The organism is Enterococcus sp. FR204 (assembly GCF_031143325.1).
Lineage (GTDB): Bacteria > Bacillota > Bacilli > Lactobacillales > Enterococcaceae > Enterococcus_B > Enterococcus_B faecium.
In genome coordinates this window covers 24,232-38,799 of the sequence record NZ_JAKZIW010000011.1, presented here as the reverse complement: position 1 = coordinate 38,799, position 14,568 = coordinate 24,232, and the positions used below count along the sequence as shown (strand labels likewise).

Here is a 14,568-nt window from a genome sequence, read left to right as displayed (position 1 = left end):
GTTTTTATTCTATCACATAATTATTCCACACGGCTAAAGAATGAGAATGTGTTATACTGTTTTTGAAAGCAATTAAAGGAGAGAGTGCAATGATTCAGGCAAAGATTACAGAAATTGGGACAGAAGCAATAAACAAGGAAGAACCCATGCTGATTTTGTTCGATAAAACAGCAACAGCTGCCTTACGAAAATATTCGGTGATTCAAGAAGTATCAAAAGACGAACCTTTTTCTTTGAAAGCAGGCGGAACAATTGCTTTTGATGATCAGGTATATACGATCGATTATGTCGGTCCGATGGCCAATGGGAATTTAGAGACAGTAGCTCACGTATCATTGATTTTTGATGCTTGTCCAGAAGAAGGACAAATTGCAAATGGAATCTATCTTCATCCGCATAGACTGCCTGCTATTGGTTTGGGAAGCCAAATTTTTTATAACTAACAGGAGGAATTATGGAAGGAAAAAATAAGAAGAACAGACCGGTGTCGTGGTTTTGGCGCTGGTTTTTAAATAATCAAGTAGTCACAGCCTTACTTGTTGTATTGTTAATATTGCTGATCGTCTTTTTATTTACAAAAGTTTCATATTTGTTTGCACCAATCTGGCAATTTTTAGCAATCGTAGGTCTGCCTATCATTTTAGCAGGAATCTTGTATTACTTGATGAATCCGGTAGTTGATTACTTTGAAAAGCGAAAAGTACCAAGGCTTTACAGTATCATTGGGCTGTTTGTTTTGGTTGTTGCACTAATCGCATGGGGGAGCGTAGTGATCATCCCTAAGATTCAGGAACAAACAGTGAGCTTCATCAGTAACTTCCCTCAATATGTAGATACGATTGATAATAAATTAACCGAGATTTTGCGGGACCCGCTGTTCAACCAATTTCGCGAACAGTTGGAAACAGCAGGTGATAAGTTCATGAATTCGGCAGGCGATATGATCCAAGATATATCTAAGAGTACAGTTCAGAGTCTTGGAAGTTTTGTCGGCGCGGTAGCGACTATTTTAGTGGCTCTGCTGACGATGCCGTTTATCTTATTTTATCTATTGAAAGACGGTAAACAATTAGCACCTTATTTTGTCAAATTTTTACCGACACGCATGCAAAAACCGACGTTGAATGTGCTGAGTGAAATGAATAGTCAAGTTTCTTCTTATATAAGAGGACAACTAACTGTGGCTTTTGCTGTGGCAATCATGTTTATGATTGGTTTTGCGGTCATTGGTTTAGAGTATGCTGTCACGTTGGGGATTATTGCGGGTTTTTTGAACCTGATCCCTTACTTAGGATCATTTTTAGCGATGATTCCGGCTATCTTTTTAGCCATTGTAGCAGGTCCATTCATGATCATCAAAGTACTGATCGTTTTTGCAGTAGAGCAGACAATAGAAGGACGCTTGATCTCTCCATTAGTACTAGGGAATCAGTTAGCAATCCATCCAGTAACGATTTTATTAGTTCTGCTGACTTCTGGGAAATTGTTCGGAATCATCGGTGTGATCTTGGGGATTCCTGTTTATGCAGCAGCTAAAGTAGTGATTACTCATGTTTTTGAATGGTACACAACAATCTCTTCTCTTTATGAAGAAAATCCGTTGAAAAAGCAGAAAGAATAACAAAAAGAGACAGATGGGAAAATATCCAAGGCACAAATGCTGCTTTGAAGATTTTTTCCTCTGTCTCTTTTGTATGCATTTATCTCAATTTTTAAAATGATTTACCTAAAGCAGCAGCTTTATCTAATGCATTTTGCATCAACTCATCTGCACGGTCAGGGTCATAATCGATTCCTTCGATGAATAGCTGATCTACTTGATCGATGCCTACAAAGTTTAAAATACCTTTTACATATTGAGAGGCAAAGTCTTGTCCGTTGTATACACCGCCATTAGATTGGATGTGCAGTGCTTTTTTACCTGTCACTAATCCTTCTGGCCCGTTTTCTGTATAGCGGAACGTTTTTCCAGCTACATTGACGGTATCGAACCAAGCTTTTAATTTTGTTGGGATATTTAGATTCCATAAGGCGTTTGCGATAACGATTTTATCAGCAGCAAGGAACTGATCAGTCAATTCATTGAAACGAGCAATTTTTTGTTGTTGACTTTCTGATAAGGAAGTGAATTCTGCACCAGCACGTAATGCTTCCCAACCTGATAATAATTCTTCATCGATTTCCGGAATATCATCGCGATAAAGTTCCAAAACAGTCACTTCATCATCTGGATGATTTTCTTTATAACTTGTTAAAAAAGACGTCAATGCCTTAACTGTGCGCGATTCTTCTGCAGTTAGGGGATGACCTTTGACTACTAAAACAGATGCCATATGCTTACCTTCTCCTTTTATTGCTATGATTGTTATAACTATGACTAACAAAATCAGTTTACTCGAAAAAGAAAAGGCTATCAAGTCATATTGATAAGGTTGAAGAATAAATAACTAAAAAAAGACAGGATATAAAAGAGGCTGTGACACGATTTTTTGTCACAGCCTCTTTTGAATCTAACAAGCAATATTCAAGCAACACTCGACTGAAGAGCTTCCATCCCACCAATGATATAAACAGCACGAAAACCATTAGCAGTAAGTTGATCGGCTAATGCTTCTGATCGCCTGCCTGTATAGCTTAGAATATAATAAAGTTTCTTTGGATCTAGATTTTTTAATTGTCTTGGCAAGATAGCAGCGGGGGTAGAAAGCGAGTGGCTTAAGTGGTTTTTTGTGTAATCTAAGGTATTTCTTGTATCTAAAACGATGCTGTCAGCATCGAGAGGCAATTTATTGAAGTCTTGGACACTAATTGATTGGGCCATTTATCTCATCCTTTGTTTAGTATGTGGCTATTTTAATGGGCAACTCTCATTAATTCAAATGGAAGGATTCCTCTTATCACTTTTTTAATGTATCGGATGATAATGAAAAAAACTATGCAAATGTCTTGCAAAACAGGTAGGAGGTGTTATAATGACATCGCGTCATATGACAATGTGTCATCTTGAAAGAAAGGAGGATCCATATGCCGACACAGACATTTTTCCATTTGCCTAAAGAAAAACAAAAAAGACTAATCGAGGCTGCGAGAATCGAGTTTTCTAGAGTACCCTTAAAAGAAGCTTCGATTGCTAATATCGTCAAATTAGCGGATATCCCTAGAGGCAGTTTCTATCAGTATTTTGAAGATAAAGAGGATCTTTATTTTTATTACTTTGAGACAATGAGACGTGACAGCTCTAAAGATATGTTACAACTAATGAAAGAATCCGATGGTGATCTATTCAAAGGATTCGAATCCTATTTTTCTAAAATGATTTATGAGATTTTGGAAGGCGAGAATGCTTCTTTTTATCGTAATTTGTTTATGAACATGGATTACCGTGCCTCAAGAAAAGTCGCTCCTCATACGAGTCGCCAAAAAACGCCTCACGATCCACATAAAGAACACAAACAAGATGCAAAAGAGTTGCTTGAATTGATTGATCGGACGAAGCTGAAAGTAAAAAATGATCATGAATTGGAATTACTGATCCAATTAGTGATGAATACTGTATTTACAACAATTGCGCATTCGTATCGCTTATTTTCAACATCTGAAGATTACTCAGTAGAGCAAGCAATCAGTGAATTCAATTTGAAACTTTCTTGGCTGAAAAACGGAGTATATAAATAGAAAGAAGGGAACTAGATGCTAAAAATCGTAAAACGGATCTCCTTGACTTCAGCAATTGCAGCTGCAGTTTTCATGGTGATCCAAGTACTGGCAGATTTATATTTGCCGACACTTACCTCCAATATTATTGATAAAGGGGTAGCGCAAGGAGATGTCGATTATATTTGGCATACAGGTTTTGTGATGATCGGCTTTTCTTTGATCAGTATCTTAGCTGCTATCGCAAATACATTTTTTGCTACTCGTGAATCACAGAAACTGGGTAAGCAATTGCGTACGGATGTCTATAAAAAATCAGAGAGTCTGACAAAAGATGCGTTTGATAAATATGGAACGGCCTCTTTGATCACAAGAACGACCAATGATGTGACTCAAATCCAAATGGTTACACAAATGTTTTTACGTATGATGATCAATGCACCAATCACGTTGATTGGCGCGAGCATACTTGCTTATCAAAAAGATCATCAGTTGACAAAAATCTTCTTAGTCGTCATCCCAGTAATGATTATTTTGATCGGCGGAATCATGTACTTTGCTGTTCCATTATTCAAAAGTATGCAAAAGAAAACTGACCGTTTAAACCTGGTATTTCGAGAAGGATTGACAGGGGTCAGAGTGATTCGAGCATTCGATAAGACACGCTTTGAAGAAAATCGTTTTGATTTAGCGAATAAAGATTATACAAATACGGCAATCAAAGTTAATACGATCGTCGCATTGATGATGCCGATGATGACATTGATCATGAGCGGTACAAACGTAGCAATCACTTGGTTTGGTGGACACTACATAGCAGATATGACTTTGGAAGTCGGTAATCTGATTGCATTTATGACTTATGCGATGCAGATCTTGATCAGCTTTATGATGCTTTCCGCTATTTTTATCATGGTGCCTCGTGCACAAGCTTCAGCTGACCGTATTAATGAAGTGTTGGATGAAAAAATCGGTATCCATGACCCTGAAAATCCTAAAACAGTTTCTTTTGCTGGAAAAAACGCAACATTGGCCTTCAATCATGTCAATTATCGATATCATGGAGCAGAAAAACTTGCATTGGAAGATATTGATTTCCAAGCCAAGTCGGGCGAGATCGTCGCAATCATAGGGGGGACTGGTTCAGGTAAAACGACCTTAGTCAATTTGATCCCTCGATTATATGACATCGAATCTGGTTCGATCCAAATAAATGGAACGGACATTAGTGACATGACTCAATATAATTTGCGAGAATTAATGGGCTTTGTTCCTCAAAAAGCAGTTCTGTTCTCTGGAACGATCCGAGACAATATGCAGTATGGTAAGCCGGATGCAACAGATGAAATGATTTGGAAAGCATTAGAAATCGCACAAGCTAAAGATTTTGTTTCAGAGATGGAAGATGGCTTAGATATCCATGTGGAACAAGGAGGAGGAAACTTCTCTGGTGGACAAAGACAGCGTCTGGCAATTGCACGGGCATTAGTCAAAACAGCAGATATCTATGTGTTTGATGATTCCTTCTCAGCGTTGGATTTCAAAACGGATGCCAATCTTCGCCAAGCATTGAAAACGAATATGAAAGAAAGTATCACCGTTTTAGTTGCTCAACGAGTAAGTACAGTAATGGATGCAGATATGATCCTTGTGCTAGATGAAGGAAAACTGGTTGGCAAAGGAACACATGAAGAACTATTAGCAACAAACGAAACTTATCAAGAAATCGTTCATTCACAACTAAGAGAGGAGGACTTAGCATGAGTAAAACAAACACACGTCCCTCTCATGGACCAGCAGGCGGTCCAGGACATGGTGGACCTGGCAGAAATCTCGGTGTAAAAGGTGAAAAGCCTAAAAATTTCTGGGGAACGGTACGCCGATTGTTTGGCTATATGTCTAAACGTATGGTTGCGATCATCGCTGTATTTGTACTAGCAATAGCAGCCGTGATCTTCCAAATCCAAACACCAAAGGTCTTGGGGAAAGCAACCACAGAAATATTCAAAGGTGTAATGGCTGGCGCTCAACAGATGCAACAAGGCCAACAAGTAACAAAATTTCCGATAGACTTTGATAAAATCGCGCAGATCATTGCGACAGTAATCGTGATGTATTTGATTTCTGCTGTATTCAACTTTTTACAGCAATTTATTATGACACGTGTTTCCCAACGAACAGTTTATGAATTACGTCATGATTTGGAAGCCAAAATGAATCGTGTACCGATTTCCTATTATGATACACATACAAATGGGGATATCATGTCTCGAGCAATCAATGATATGGATAACATCGCAAGCACGCTGCAGCAAAATTTGACTCAATTTGTAACTAGTGCAGTCACATTGATTGGGGTCATCGTGATGATGCTTTCAATCAGCTGGCAATTGACGTTAGTCGCGTTATTGATGATCCCTTTAAGCTTGATCATCGTGATGATCGTAGCGCCGAAATCACAAGTGTTTTTCGCAGATCAGCAAAAAAGTTTAGGTTTATTGAATAACCAAGTAGAAGAAACATATGGTGGTCATACCATTGTTAAAACATTCAATCATACTGAAAAAGACCAGGAAGTATTTGAAAAAGAAAATCAGAATCTGTATGCCGCTGGTTGGAAAGCTCAATTTATTTCGGCAATCATCATGCCGTTGATGAATTTCGTTAAAAATCTAGGCTATGTGTTCGTCGCTGTACTAGGCGGAGTAAAAGTTGCAAATGGGAACATGACATTAGGGGATGTTCAAGCGTTCTTGCAATATACAACACAGTTCTCTCAACCAATCACTCAACTTGCAAGTTTGATGAACACTATCCAATCAACAGTTGCTTCAGCCGAACGGGTATTTGAAGTGTTGGATGAAGAAGAGATGTCCAATGAAAAATCTGGCCTTCCAGAAGAAAAAGATACACCATACAAAGTTCGTTTTGAAAATGTTCAATTCGGCTACACACCAGATAACTTGCTAATGACTGATTTTAACTTGGATGTCAAACCTGGTGAGATGGTCGCTATTGTAGGTCCGACTGGTGCAGGGAAGACGACACTGATCAACCTTCTTGAACGGTTCTACGATGTTTCTGGAGGTAGTATTCGTTACGATGGTGTAGATACCCGTGATCTTTCACGTGATGAATTGCGCGCACAGTTTTCAATGGTACTGCAAGATACTTGGCTGTTTACAGGAAGTATCTATGACAATATCAAATATGGGAACGACGATGCAACAGACGAACAAATCATTGAGGCTGCTAAAGCTGCTCACGTAGACGATTTTGTTCGTAAATTGCCAGAAGGATATAACACTGTATTAAACGAGGATGCAAGCAATATTTCGCAAGGGCAGCGTCAGCTAATCACAATTGCGCGGGCATTCTTAGCAAATCCAGATGTCCTGATCCTTGATGAAGCAACATCTAGTGTAGATACACGAACAGAAATACTGATTCAAAAAGCGATGAACCGCCTATTGGAAAACCGGACAAGTTTCGTTGTTGCTCACCGCTTGTCTACAATACGCGATGCAGACAACATTATTGTGATGAATCATGGTTCGATCGTAGAAACAGGAAACCACGATACATTGATGGAAAAAGACGGATTCTATGCAGATCTTTATAACAGTCAGTTTTCTGAAGAAGAAGCTTCATAGAATAGTACAAATTTATTATTTTTTTTAGGGGCTGTGACAAAAGTCGTGTCACAGTCCCTTTTTCCGAATAAACGGTGTTCAATCAGCTGTCCCTCGGTATTAGCTCAAAAAACGGCAAAATATGAGGAGCTATTTTTGTTTGGCTGTTCTTATTACTTGATGCAGAACAGCTTTTTCACAACCTCTTTTTATAAGAGTTTTTACTCATTAATTTACAAAAAACAAGCAAAATGCGAATTTTCTCACATTTTTTTAACAAAATCAAAGTTATTGCTTGAAAGAAGAAGAATCCATCGTTAAAATAAAGCTTGACGTAGAGGGGAGCAAGAAATATGAAAGATTTTCAATTGGGGGCTGCCACCTATTTAAAAAGTGTAGCCATTCGGGTGAAAGACCGAGATAAAATGATTGATTTTTACAAGAACGTTGTTGGCTTTGATTTGAAAAGAGAAGAAAACGAATTAGCCATTTTAGGAACAGAAGAAGCTGGAAGTGAAATGTTGCTGCTGGAAGAAAGTCCTAGAGAGAATGATCACATGGGGGAGATCAAAAAGCTGAACCGTTTTTCATTGATTATCCCTAGCACAGAAGAAATGGCAGATATCCTTTGTCGTATCCGTAAAATGAATTATCCAATCAAAGAAGCTTTAGAAGATCATGGACGTATGGGGATTTTGCTCGTAGACCCAGAAGAGAATGAATTGGAAATTTACCATGAAGAGAATAAGAACGACCAAAGAGAAATTCCGGAAACAATGGATCAAGAAGCATTATTAAGAAAATCTGAAGAAAAATTCAGTAAACTATCAACAGGTTCTTATTTTGAAAAAATCCATTTAAATGTTACTAACTTAACAAAAGAACGCCAATTTCTTAATCATGTACTTGGTTTGAAGGTACATAATGAAGAAGAGGGCATCCATGTATTGAATGAAGGAGATTTCCATGTTGGTTTGACAGAAGCTAGCGGAGGCGCAATTGATTTGCCTACAGATGAATTGATTGGACTTGATTTTCTGAAATTCATGATCGATACTGAAAGCATGGAAGGACTGATTGCTCACTTGCAGCAACTATCAGTTGATTTCTTCTTAGACAAAAAGCACACAGTACTCACAATCTATGATGCTATAGGAATCGAATGGTGGTTCGTCAGTGAGCCAAAAGAAAAGAATAAAACTGACATTCGATGCGACGCTTAACTTTTTCTTTCTTAACGATTGTCGCATGTCTCGTCATTTTATGAACGGTCATACTATCGCTTATTCTAGAGATAGAAAGAGAAAATAGTATACCGGAGGAAACTGCGCGGTTTTTCGCGCAGTTTTTTTGTGTAAAAAAGGTTGATTCCTCATAGATTAAGCTTTAAGCTTGGACTGTAAGAATCTGATAGAAAAGCAGGAGAAAAAGATGTATCCACACACGAAACAGCTTATTTTGAAAAAGATGGAAGAAGGATTTTATCCAGGTGTAGCAGTCGCCTTCATAAAAGAAAATCAAGTAGAAACATTTACAGCCGGCTTTGCCCAAGTCGTTCCTGAAAAGCAGCTGATGACAGAAGATCTGTTGTTTGATGCAGCCTCACTGACGAAAGTCGTTGCAACCACTTCATTAGTTTTACGTCTATTAGAAGATGGAAAGATAGAACTCGATCAACCGCTTCATAAATATCTTCCTGAATTTGAAAATCAGACAATCACTTTGCGTCATTTACTGACACATACTTCTGATATCAAAACATGGATACCAAACAGAGATAAGCTATCTCAGGAAGAATTGATCGCCGCTTATTTGAAGCTAGAACCAGGTGAGCAACTAGGAAAAGAAGTAAAATATACAGATGCCGGAACGATTCTTCTTGGATTGATGCTGGAAAAAATTTACCAAGAAACTGCAGTGGAAATCTTTCAAGAACAAGTATTGGAACCATTAGGAATGATGAACAGCTTATTTCTTCCTTTTCCTTCCAAAAAAATCGTTCCCACAGAACAACTGCCTTCGGGTGAGGTTTTGCGTGGACAAACTCATGATCCGAAAGCAAGAGTTTTAGCTGAACATGCAGGGAATGCTGGGCTCTTTATCGATTTGAACGACAGCATTACTTTTGTCCAAATGTATTTGAACAAGGGAAAAATCCGTAATGGTCGGTTTTTAGAAGAAGAAACGATTGATTCTTTACTGCAAGATCAAACACCGAAAAAAAATGGCTATCGTTCTCTAGGGTGGGATTTAAAAAAAGATGTAGAAGACGGTCATGCGATTCTTTTTCATACTGGTTATACAGGTACGTTTTTCTTGATTGATATAAAAACACAAGAAGCGTTGATATTTTTGTCAAATCGCGTACATCCTGTCGATCATCGTGCGGAGTACCTAACGTGCCGAGATGAAATTGTTGAAAACTTTTTGAAAGAGAAAGCGGTATTATCGAAATAATGCTATAATAGCTATGAAAAATGAGAGGAGTTTGAATTATGCAGGAACCTATGTTTTTAAAACCAGTTTTTCAAGAGAAAATTTGGGGAGGAAGCCGTTTACGTTCAGTCTTCGGTTTTGATATCCCTAACGATAAAATCGGAGAAGATTGGGCGATCAGTGCGCATCCTCATGGTGTCAGTGTAGTAGAAAATGGCGAATTCAAAGGGAAAAGATTAGATGAACTATGGTCAGAACACAAGGAATTGTTTGGCCATCCTTCAGAACCAGTGTTTCCATTATTGATCAAGATCTTAGACGCAGAAGATGATCTATCTGTACAAGTACATCCAGATGATGCCTATGGGATGAAACATGAAGGTGAATTAGGAAAAACTGAATGCTGGTATATCATCGATGCTGAACCTGGTGCAGAAATCATCTATGGTCATCATGCGAAGACAAGAGAAGAACTAGCTGAGATGATCAAAGATGGGCGCTGGGATGACCTTTTGAAAAAAGTACCAGTTAAAAAAGGTGATTTCTTTTATGTACCAAGCGGAACGATCCATGCTATTGGTAAAGGAATCATGATTTTAGAAACACAGCAAAGTTCTGACACGACTTACCGCGTGTATGACTACGACAGAAAAGATGCGCAAGGACAAACAAGAGAGCTGCATATCCAACAATCGATCGATGTAACAACTGTCCCTGCGAAAACACCAGAATTACAAATCAAAGAAGTCCGAAAAGGGAATTCATCGATCGTCACTTATTTAGAAACTGAGTTTTTCAATGTATATGAGTGGGATATTAAAGGAATCACATCTTTCAAAAAACAAGCCCCTTATACATTGATGACGGTAATCGAAGGAGCAGGAGACCTTGTCGTTGACGGAAAAACATATCCATTAGAAAAAGGAACAAGCTGTATTATTCCAAATGGCGTTTCTGAGTGGGCGGTCCAAGGTGAACTAGCAATCATTGCGTCTGAACCAGGCAAATAGTTCCCAGATAGCTGAAAGCAGCAGACGGTTTTTCGTTTGCTGCTTTTTCTACATAAAATCCGTCCATCAATAAATAGAAGTATGGTGAAAAAGATGGAATACAAATGGAAAGCAAACAACAGCAGTCGCGTGTCTATGAAACAACTGAGAAAAGCTGGACATCACTTAAATGAAATGATCATGCCAAATCTAAGTCTGTTTATCGCTTGGGGAATCTTGTCATTAGCAACAAAAGGTGTGTCTGGCGATTTGCACACCACATTAGAAGAGGTATGCCATTGGATGATCCAGCTGCTTTTACCCATCTTGATCAGTTATTCAGGCGGGAAATCGGTAGGGGGACAAAAAGGGGCAGTCGCCGGTGCAATTGCTTCTTTAGGGTTGATCGCTCGTTCCAATGCTCCACAAATCGTAGGAGCGATGATTATCGGGCCGCTTGCCGGCATCGTATATGAACAATTTGTTTCTAGATTCCATGTGAAATTCAAGGCTGGATATGAAATGCTTGTCAGCAACCTACTAGTAGGACTGACTGGTAGCGTTATTTGTATAATTGGAATCGTTTTTATTGAACCAGTTTTAAATAGTGTTCACTTGTTGCTCGCCTCCGTTGTGTCTTGGCTAGTCACAATGAATCTGTTACCACTTGTCAGTCTGATCTTAGAACCTCTAAAAGTACTATTTTTCAATAATGCAATCAATCATGGTGTATTGACACCTTTAGGAATCGAATTCTCACAAACAGTCGGGTACTCTTCCTTATTTTTGATGGAGGCAAATCCTGGACCTGGTTTAGGGATCTTACTTTCTATCCTTTGTTTTGCAGAAAAACAGGAAAAAGTAAATGCGAGTGGAGCATTGATGATCCATGCGATTGGCGGGATTCACGAAATCTATTTTCCATTTGTCTTGCTGCGACCGTATCTATTTTTAGCGGTAATGGCTGGTGGGGCAAGCGGCACGTTGATATTTCAATGGTTAGATACGGGATTAGCTGCACCTGTATCGCCTGGGTCACTACTCGTGATTTTTGCCAATGCGCCTTATCCACAACTAGCTGGGGTAAGTATAGGGATAGCAATCAGTACATTTGTGACCTTCATTTGTGCAGCGATACTATTGAAATTACCAAATAAAGAAAAAGAGAACAAAACGGTCAAAGAAAGGGGAGAAATCTTGGAACCATCTATCATTCATTCCGTCATTTTTGCTTGCGACTCAGGTATGGGATCAAGTGCTATGGGAGCCGCCCTGCTGAAAAAGAAATTAGCAGCAGAAAAAATCGATCTTTCTGTCGGATACAGCTCTATCTATGAATTGAATAACCAAGTAAATCAGCTGGTTATCGTGCAACATGGACTAGCGGGTCTTGCAAGAGAAAAAGTACCTCAAAGTCAAATCTATGTACTGGATCACTTTTTGGAAACAGATATCTTGCTGTCACGAATAAAAGAAGCGATCCAATTTCCAAAGCGGGAAGAAAAAAAAGAGATAGCAGATATCACAGAACAAAAAACGTCGCCTGCTAATATTGTATTTTTGTATAAAAACAACAGACGCGGCTCACAAACTATGGGCATGACGATTTTAAGTCAATTAGCAAAAAAAGCGAAAAAACAGTTTGTTATCTCAAAAGAATCAATAGAAAAAATCAAAATCCAAGAAGAAACGATTTATATCGCACAAAGAGAACTAGCTGTAACTGAACAGCTAGAAGAAAAGATCCCTCGGCTAGTTCTAGTTGAACATTGGGTAGCTACGAATGAATACGAAAAACTCGTGAAGGGAGAAATATAAGATGTATTTATCGCCCAGAGAAAAACAATTATTAGCAGAATTTCTCAGTAGCCCGTCACCTGTATCTATCCAAAAAATGATGAATTTATTGAAGGTCAGTAAACGGACTATTTACCGCGAATTAGATAATCTTGAAGTCTCATTGAAATCGGTAAATGCTTCTTTGAAAAAAGCAGCTAGAGGCTCATTTGTCATTGAGGCATCAGAAGAAGTATTAGAGCAATTAAAAGAAAATACAGATGGGAAAAGTAATGACTTATCCACTGCTAAACGACAACACGCGATTTTAGCCGAGTTGTTACTGACGACAGAGCCGTTGAGTCTTGCTCATTTCATGGAATCATATCGCATCAGTAATACCACTTTTTATGCAGATATCAAACAGTTGGAAGAAAGTATTCGCCAACTGCCTTTGGAAATCATTCGGAACCAGGGATACGAGATCGAAGGACCGGAAAAATACCGCCGGCTTCTGACAGCGAATGTATTAGAATTAGAAATCAATGAATATGAACTTTTTCATAGTATTTCTTTCGATGTATCACTGAATTATTTTTTTCGATTCGTTGATCCGCAACATCTATCTCTTGCACGCAAAGTAATCGGGGAAGAATTGATCCAAAAAAAGACCAATCTAAGTGATAGAAAGCTTGAACATTTGGTTTTGATGCTGACATTGACGATGGAGCGTGTGACGAAAAATCATTTACTGACAAATGAGACATATAATGGTCTGGCAAACAAAGAATTACTACAGACAGCTAAACGATTGTTTTCACGGATCGCTTCTGAGACAAAACAACTTTATCCAGTAAATGAGATCGTCTTTTTTGCAGGATTATTAAATGACTTCACGAACTCATTTGATCAGAATTTCTTTGAAGAGACGTTCGATACACAGCTTGCTTATTTAGTAAAACAACTGATTCAAGAAGTAAGTGAAGAGACGAATGTCCATTTTTATGAAGATGAAACTTTGTACAAAATGCTGTTGACTCATTTATCTGGTGTGTTTTCAAGAGCCGTTTTACAAGAAGAGACACTGACCAATCCGATTTTAGAAAAAATCATGGTTCAATACGAGGAAGTTGCGAATGCAATCCGTAAAGCAGTAGAGCGGATTTTTCAAGAAAAAAAATTATCCGAAGAAGAGATCGCATATATGGTCCTTCATTTTGCAAATTCATTGGAAAAAAGTCCGAAAGAAAGCAATATCAGTATTGCAGGATTTTCGCCAAGTGGATTAGCTTCTACTAGCATGTTGGAACTACGATTGAAAAGGTATTTTCCCTTCATCCAACAAATTCATTTCTATCGGATTGCTGATTTAAAAAAAATCGATTTACAAGAAGAATATGATGTTGTTATTTCTACATCTATTTTACCAGGATACGGTGGAAAATATATTTTAGTCTCCCCGCTACTGCTAGAAGATGAAGTCAAGCAGCTAAAAGAAGCTTTTTCGCATATTGAGAAGAAAAAAAGGCAAAAAATTACGTATAACAGCAATAACGAGTGGATGATAGAAGATACTTATGAGGAAACAATGCATTTCATGGATCAAATCAATCAATTACTCGGTCGTTTTTTTATCCAAGAACTGGATAATCCTGAGACGATTTCCGAAACGATTCGCAGCTTATTTCCTTATTTTCCTGAAGGACTAGTAACGGATGAAGAGGTGGTTCATCGCCGATTGCTTAAGCGATATGAACAAGCACCTATCGGTATTCCTCATACAGATATGGGGTTATTCCATACATCCAGCTCATTGATTTCTAAACCGATCTTTTGTATTTTCAATTTGAAACATCCGTTGACCATTGAAGGGATGGATAGACAGCCAGTCGATTTGTCCCGTATGTTAGTTATGCTGGCGCCTTCGCCAATCCAAGAAAAAGACGGGATTCTTTTAGGAAAGATCAGTGGAGCAATCATCATGAATGACTTGAACACCGAGATCTTCCGCTCAGGAAATAAAGAAATCGTTTATCAGTTGCTAGCGAAAATCCTGATTGAAGAAATAAAGAAATGAAGGT

The 14,568-nt window shown here is 38.4% G+C and carries 12 protein-coding genes; 10 read left to right on the top strand and 2 right to left on the bottom strand.

Features of this window, described 5'->3' with window-relative positions; all coding sequences use genetic code 11:
- The first annotated feature begins 89 nt into the window (after positions 1-89).
- Both RG571_RS04590 and RG571_RS04585 read left to right on the top strand, forming a co-directional pair.
- A complete protein-coding gene (locus RG571_RS04590) occupies positions 90-443 on the top strand; it encodes a PTS glucitol/sorbitol transporter subunit IIA (protein ID WP_002294113.1) in 354 nt (117 codons plus the stop codon).
- Between the two features lie 11 nt (positions 444-454).
- A complete protein-coding gene (locus RG571_RS04585) occupies positions 455-1,621 on the top strand; it encodes an AI-2E family transporter (RefSeq protein ID WP_002287273.1) in 1,167 nt (388 codons plus the stop codon).
- A gap of 91 nt (positions 1,622-1,712) precedes the next feature.
- Here the strand turns inward: RG571_RS04585 and RG571_RS04580 are convergent, their stop codons facing one another.
- Positions 1,713-2,333, bottom strand: coding sequence for an NAD(P)H-dependent oxidoreductase (locus tag RG571_RS04580; RefSeq protein WP_002287272.1), 621 nt, complete (start codon positions 2,331-2,333; stop codon positions 1,713-1,715).
- A gap of 191 nt (positions 2,334-2,524) precedes the next feature.
- Positions 2,525-2,821, bottom strand: coding sequence for a rhodanese-like domain-containing protein (locus RG571_RS04575; RefSeq protein WP_002339730.1), 297 nt, complete (start codon positions 2,819-2,821; stop codon positions 2,525-2,527).
- A gap of 203 nt (positions 2,822-3,024) precedes the next feature.
- On the opposite strand from RG571_RS04575, the gene RG571_RS04570 reads away from it, so the two are divergent.
- From RG571_RS04570 to RG571_RS04535, 8 genes are all read left to right on the top strand, one after another.
- Complete coding sequence (locus tag RG571_RS04570; RefSeq protein WP_002287269.1) at positions 3,025-3,675, top strand: TetR/AcrR family transcriptional regulator; 651 nt, start codon at positions 3,025-3,027, stop codon at positions 3,673-3,675.
- Between the two features lie 15 nt (positions 3,676-3,690).
- Positions 3,691-5,418 carry an ABC transporter ATP-binding protein gene (locus RG571_RS04565; RefSeq protein WP_308947779.1) on the top strand — a complete coding sequence of 576 codons (1,728 nt, stop codon included), beginning with the start codon at positions 3,691-3,693 and terminating at the stop codon, positions 5,416-5,418.
- Complete coding sequence (locus tag RG571_RS04560) at positions 5,415-7,307, top strand: ABC transporter ATP-binding protein (RefSeq protein WP_002287265.1); 1,893 nt, start codon at positions 5,415-5,417, stop codon at positions 7,305-7,307. Before RG571_RS04565 ends, RG571_RS04560 begins: the two co-directional genes overlap by 4 nt.
- Positions 7,308-7,639: 332 nt before the next feature.
- On the top strand, positions 7,640-8,509 hold the full coding sequence (locus tag RG571_RS04555) for a VOC family protein (protein ID WP_258430274.1): 870 nt from the start codon (positions 7,640-7,642) through the stop codon (positions 8,507-8,509).
- A 208-nt stretch (positions 8,510-8,717) separates the two neighbouring features.
- Positions 8,718-9,743, top strand: a complete 1,026-nt coding sequence (locus RG571_RS04550) for a serine hydrolase (protein WP_002339731.1) — start codon at positions 8,718-8,720, stop codon at positions 9,741-9,743.
- A 38-nt stretch (positions 9,744-9,781) separates the two neighbouring features.
- A complete protein-coding gene (manA, locus tag RG571_RS04545) occupies positions 9,782-10,732 on the top strand; it encodes a mannose-6-phosphate isomerase, class I (protein WP_002287262.1) in 951 nt (316 codons plus the stop codon).
- 93 nt (positions 10,733-10,825) lie between these two features.
- The gene (locus tag RG571_RS04540; protein ID WP_002339732.1) at positions 10,826-12,529 is read left to right on the top strand and encodes a PTS transporter subunit EIIC; all 1,704 of its coding nucleotides are present in this window, start codon (positions 10,826-10,828) and stop codon (positions 12,527-12,529) included.
- Between the two features lies 1 nt (position 12,530).
- Positions 12,531-14,564, top strand: a complete 2,034-nt coding sequence (locus RG571_RS04535; RefSeq protein WP_002318654.1) for a BglG family transcription antiterminator — start codon at positions 12,531-12,533, stop codon at positions 14,562-14,564.
- Positions 14,565-14,568: the final 4 nt, after the last annotated feature.

Excerpts from the sequence above, each read along its gene's own strand:
- RG571_RS04565 (WP_308947779.1), top strand. The coding sequence starts at position 3,691 with ATGCTAAAAATCGTAAAACGGATCTCCTTGACTTCAGCAATTGCAGCT.
- RG571_RS04550 (WP_002339731.1), top strand. The coding sequence starts at position 8,718 with ATGTATCCACACACGAAACAGCTTATTTTGAAAAAGATGGAAGAAGGA.
- RG571_RS04570 (WP_002287269.1), top strand. The coding sequence starts at position 3,025 with ATGCCGACACAGACATTTTTCCATTTGCCTAAAGAAAAACAAAAAAGA.
- RG571_RS04590 (WP_002294113.1), top strand. The coding sequence starts at position 90 with ATGATTCAGGCAAAGATTACAGAAATTGGGACAGAAGCAATAAACAAG.
- RG571_RS04555 (WP_258430274.1), top strand. The coding sequence starts at position 7,640 with ATGAAAGATTTTCAATTGGGGGCTGCCACCTATTTAAAAAGTGTAGCC.
- RG571_RS04540 (WP_002339732.1), top strand. The coding sequence starts at position 10,826 with ATGGAATACAAATGGAAAGCAAACAACAGCAGTCGCGTGTCTATGAAA.
- RG571_RS04575 (WP_002339730.1), bottom strand. The coding sequence starts at position 2,821 with ATGGCCCAATCAATTAGTGTCCAAGACTTCAATAAATTGCCTCTCGAT.
- manA (WP_002287262.1), top strand. The coding sequence starts at position 9,782 with ATGCAGGAACCTATGTTTTTAAAACCAGTTTTTCAAGAGAAAATTTGG.
- RG571_RS04560 (WP_002287265.1), top strand. The coding sequence starts at position 5,415 with ATGAGTAAAACAAACACACGTCCCTCTCATGGACCAGCAGGCGGTCCA.
- RG571_RS04535 (WP_002318654.1), top strand. The coding sequence starts at position 12,531 with ATGTATTTATCGCCCAGAGAAAAACAATTATTAGCAGAATTTCTCAGT.
- RG571_RS04585 (WP_002287273.1), top strand. The coding sequence starts at position 455 with ATGGAAGGAAAAAATAAGAAGAACAGACCGGTGTCGTGGTTTTGGCGC.
- RG571_RS04580 (WP_002287272.1), bottom strand. The coding sequence starts at position 2,333 with ATGGCATCTGTTTTAGTAGTCAAAGGTCATCCCCTAACTGCAGAAGAA.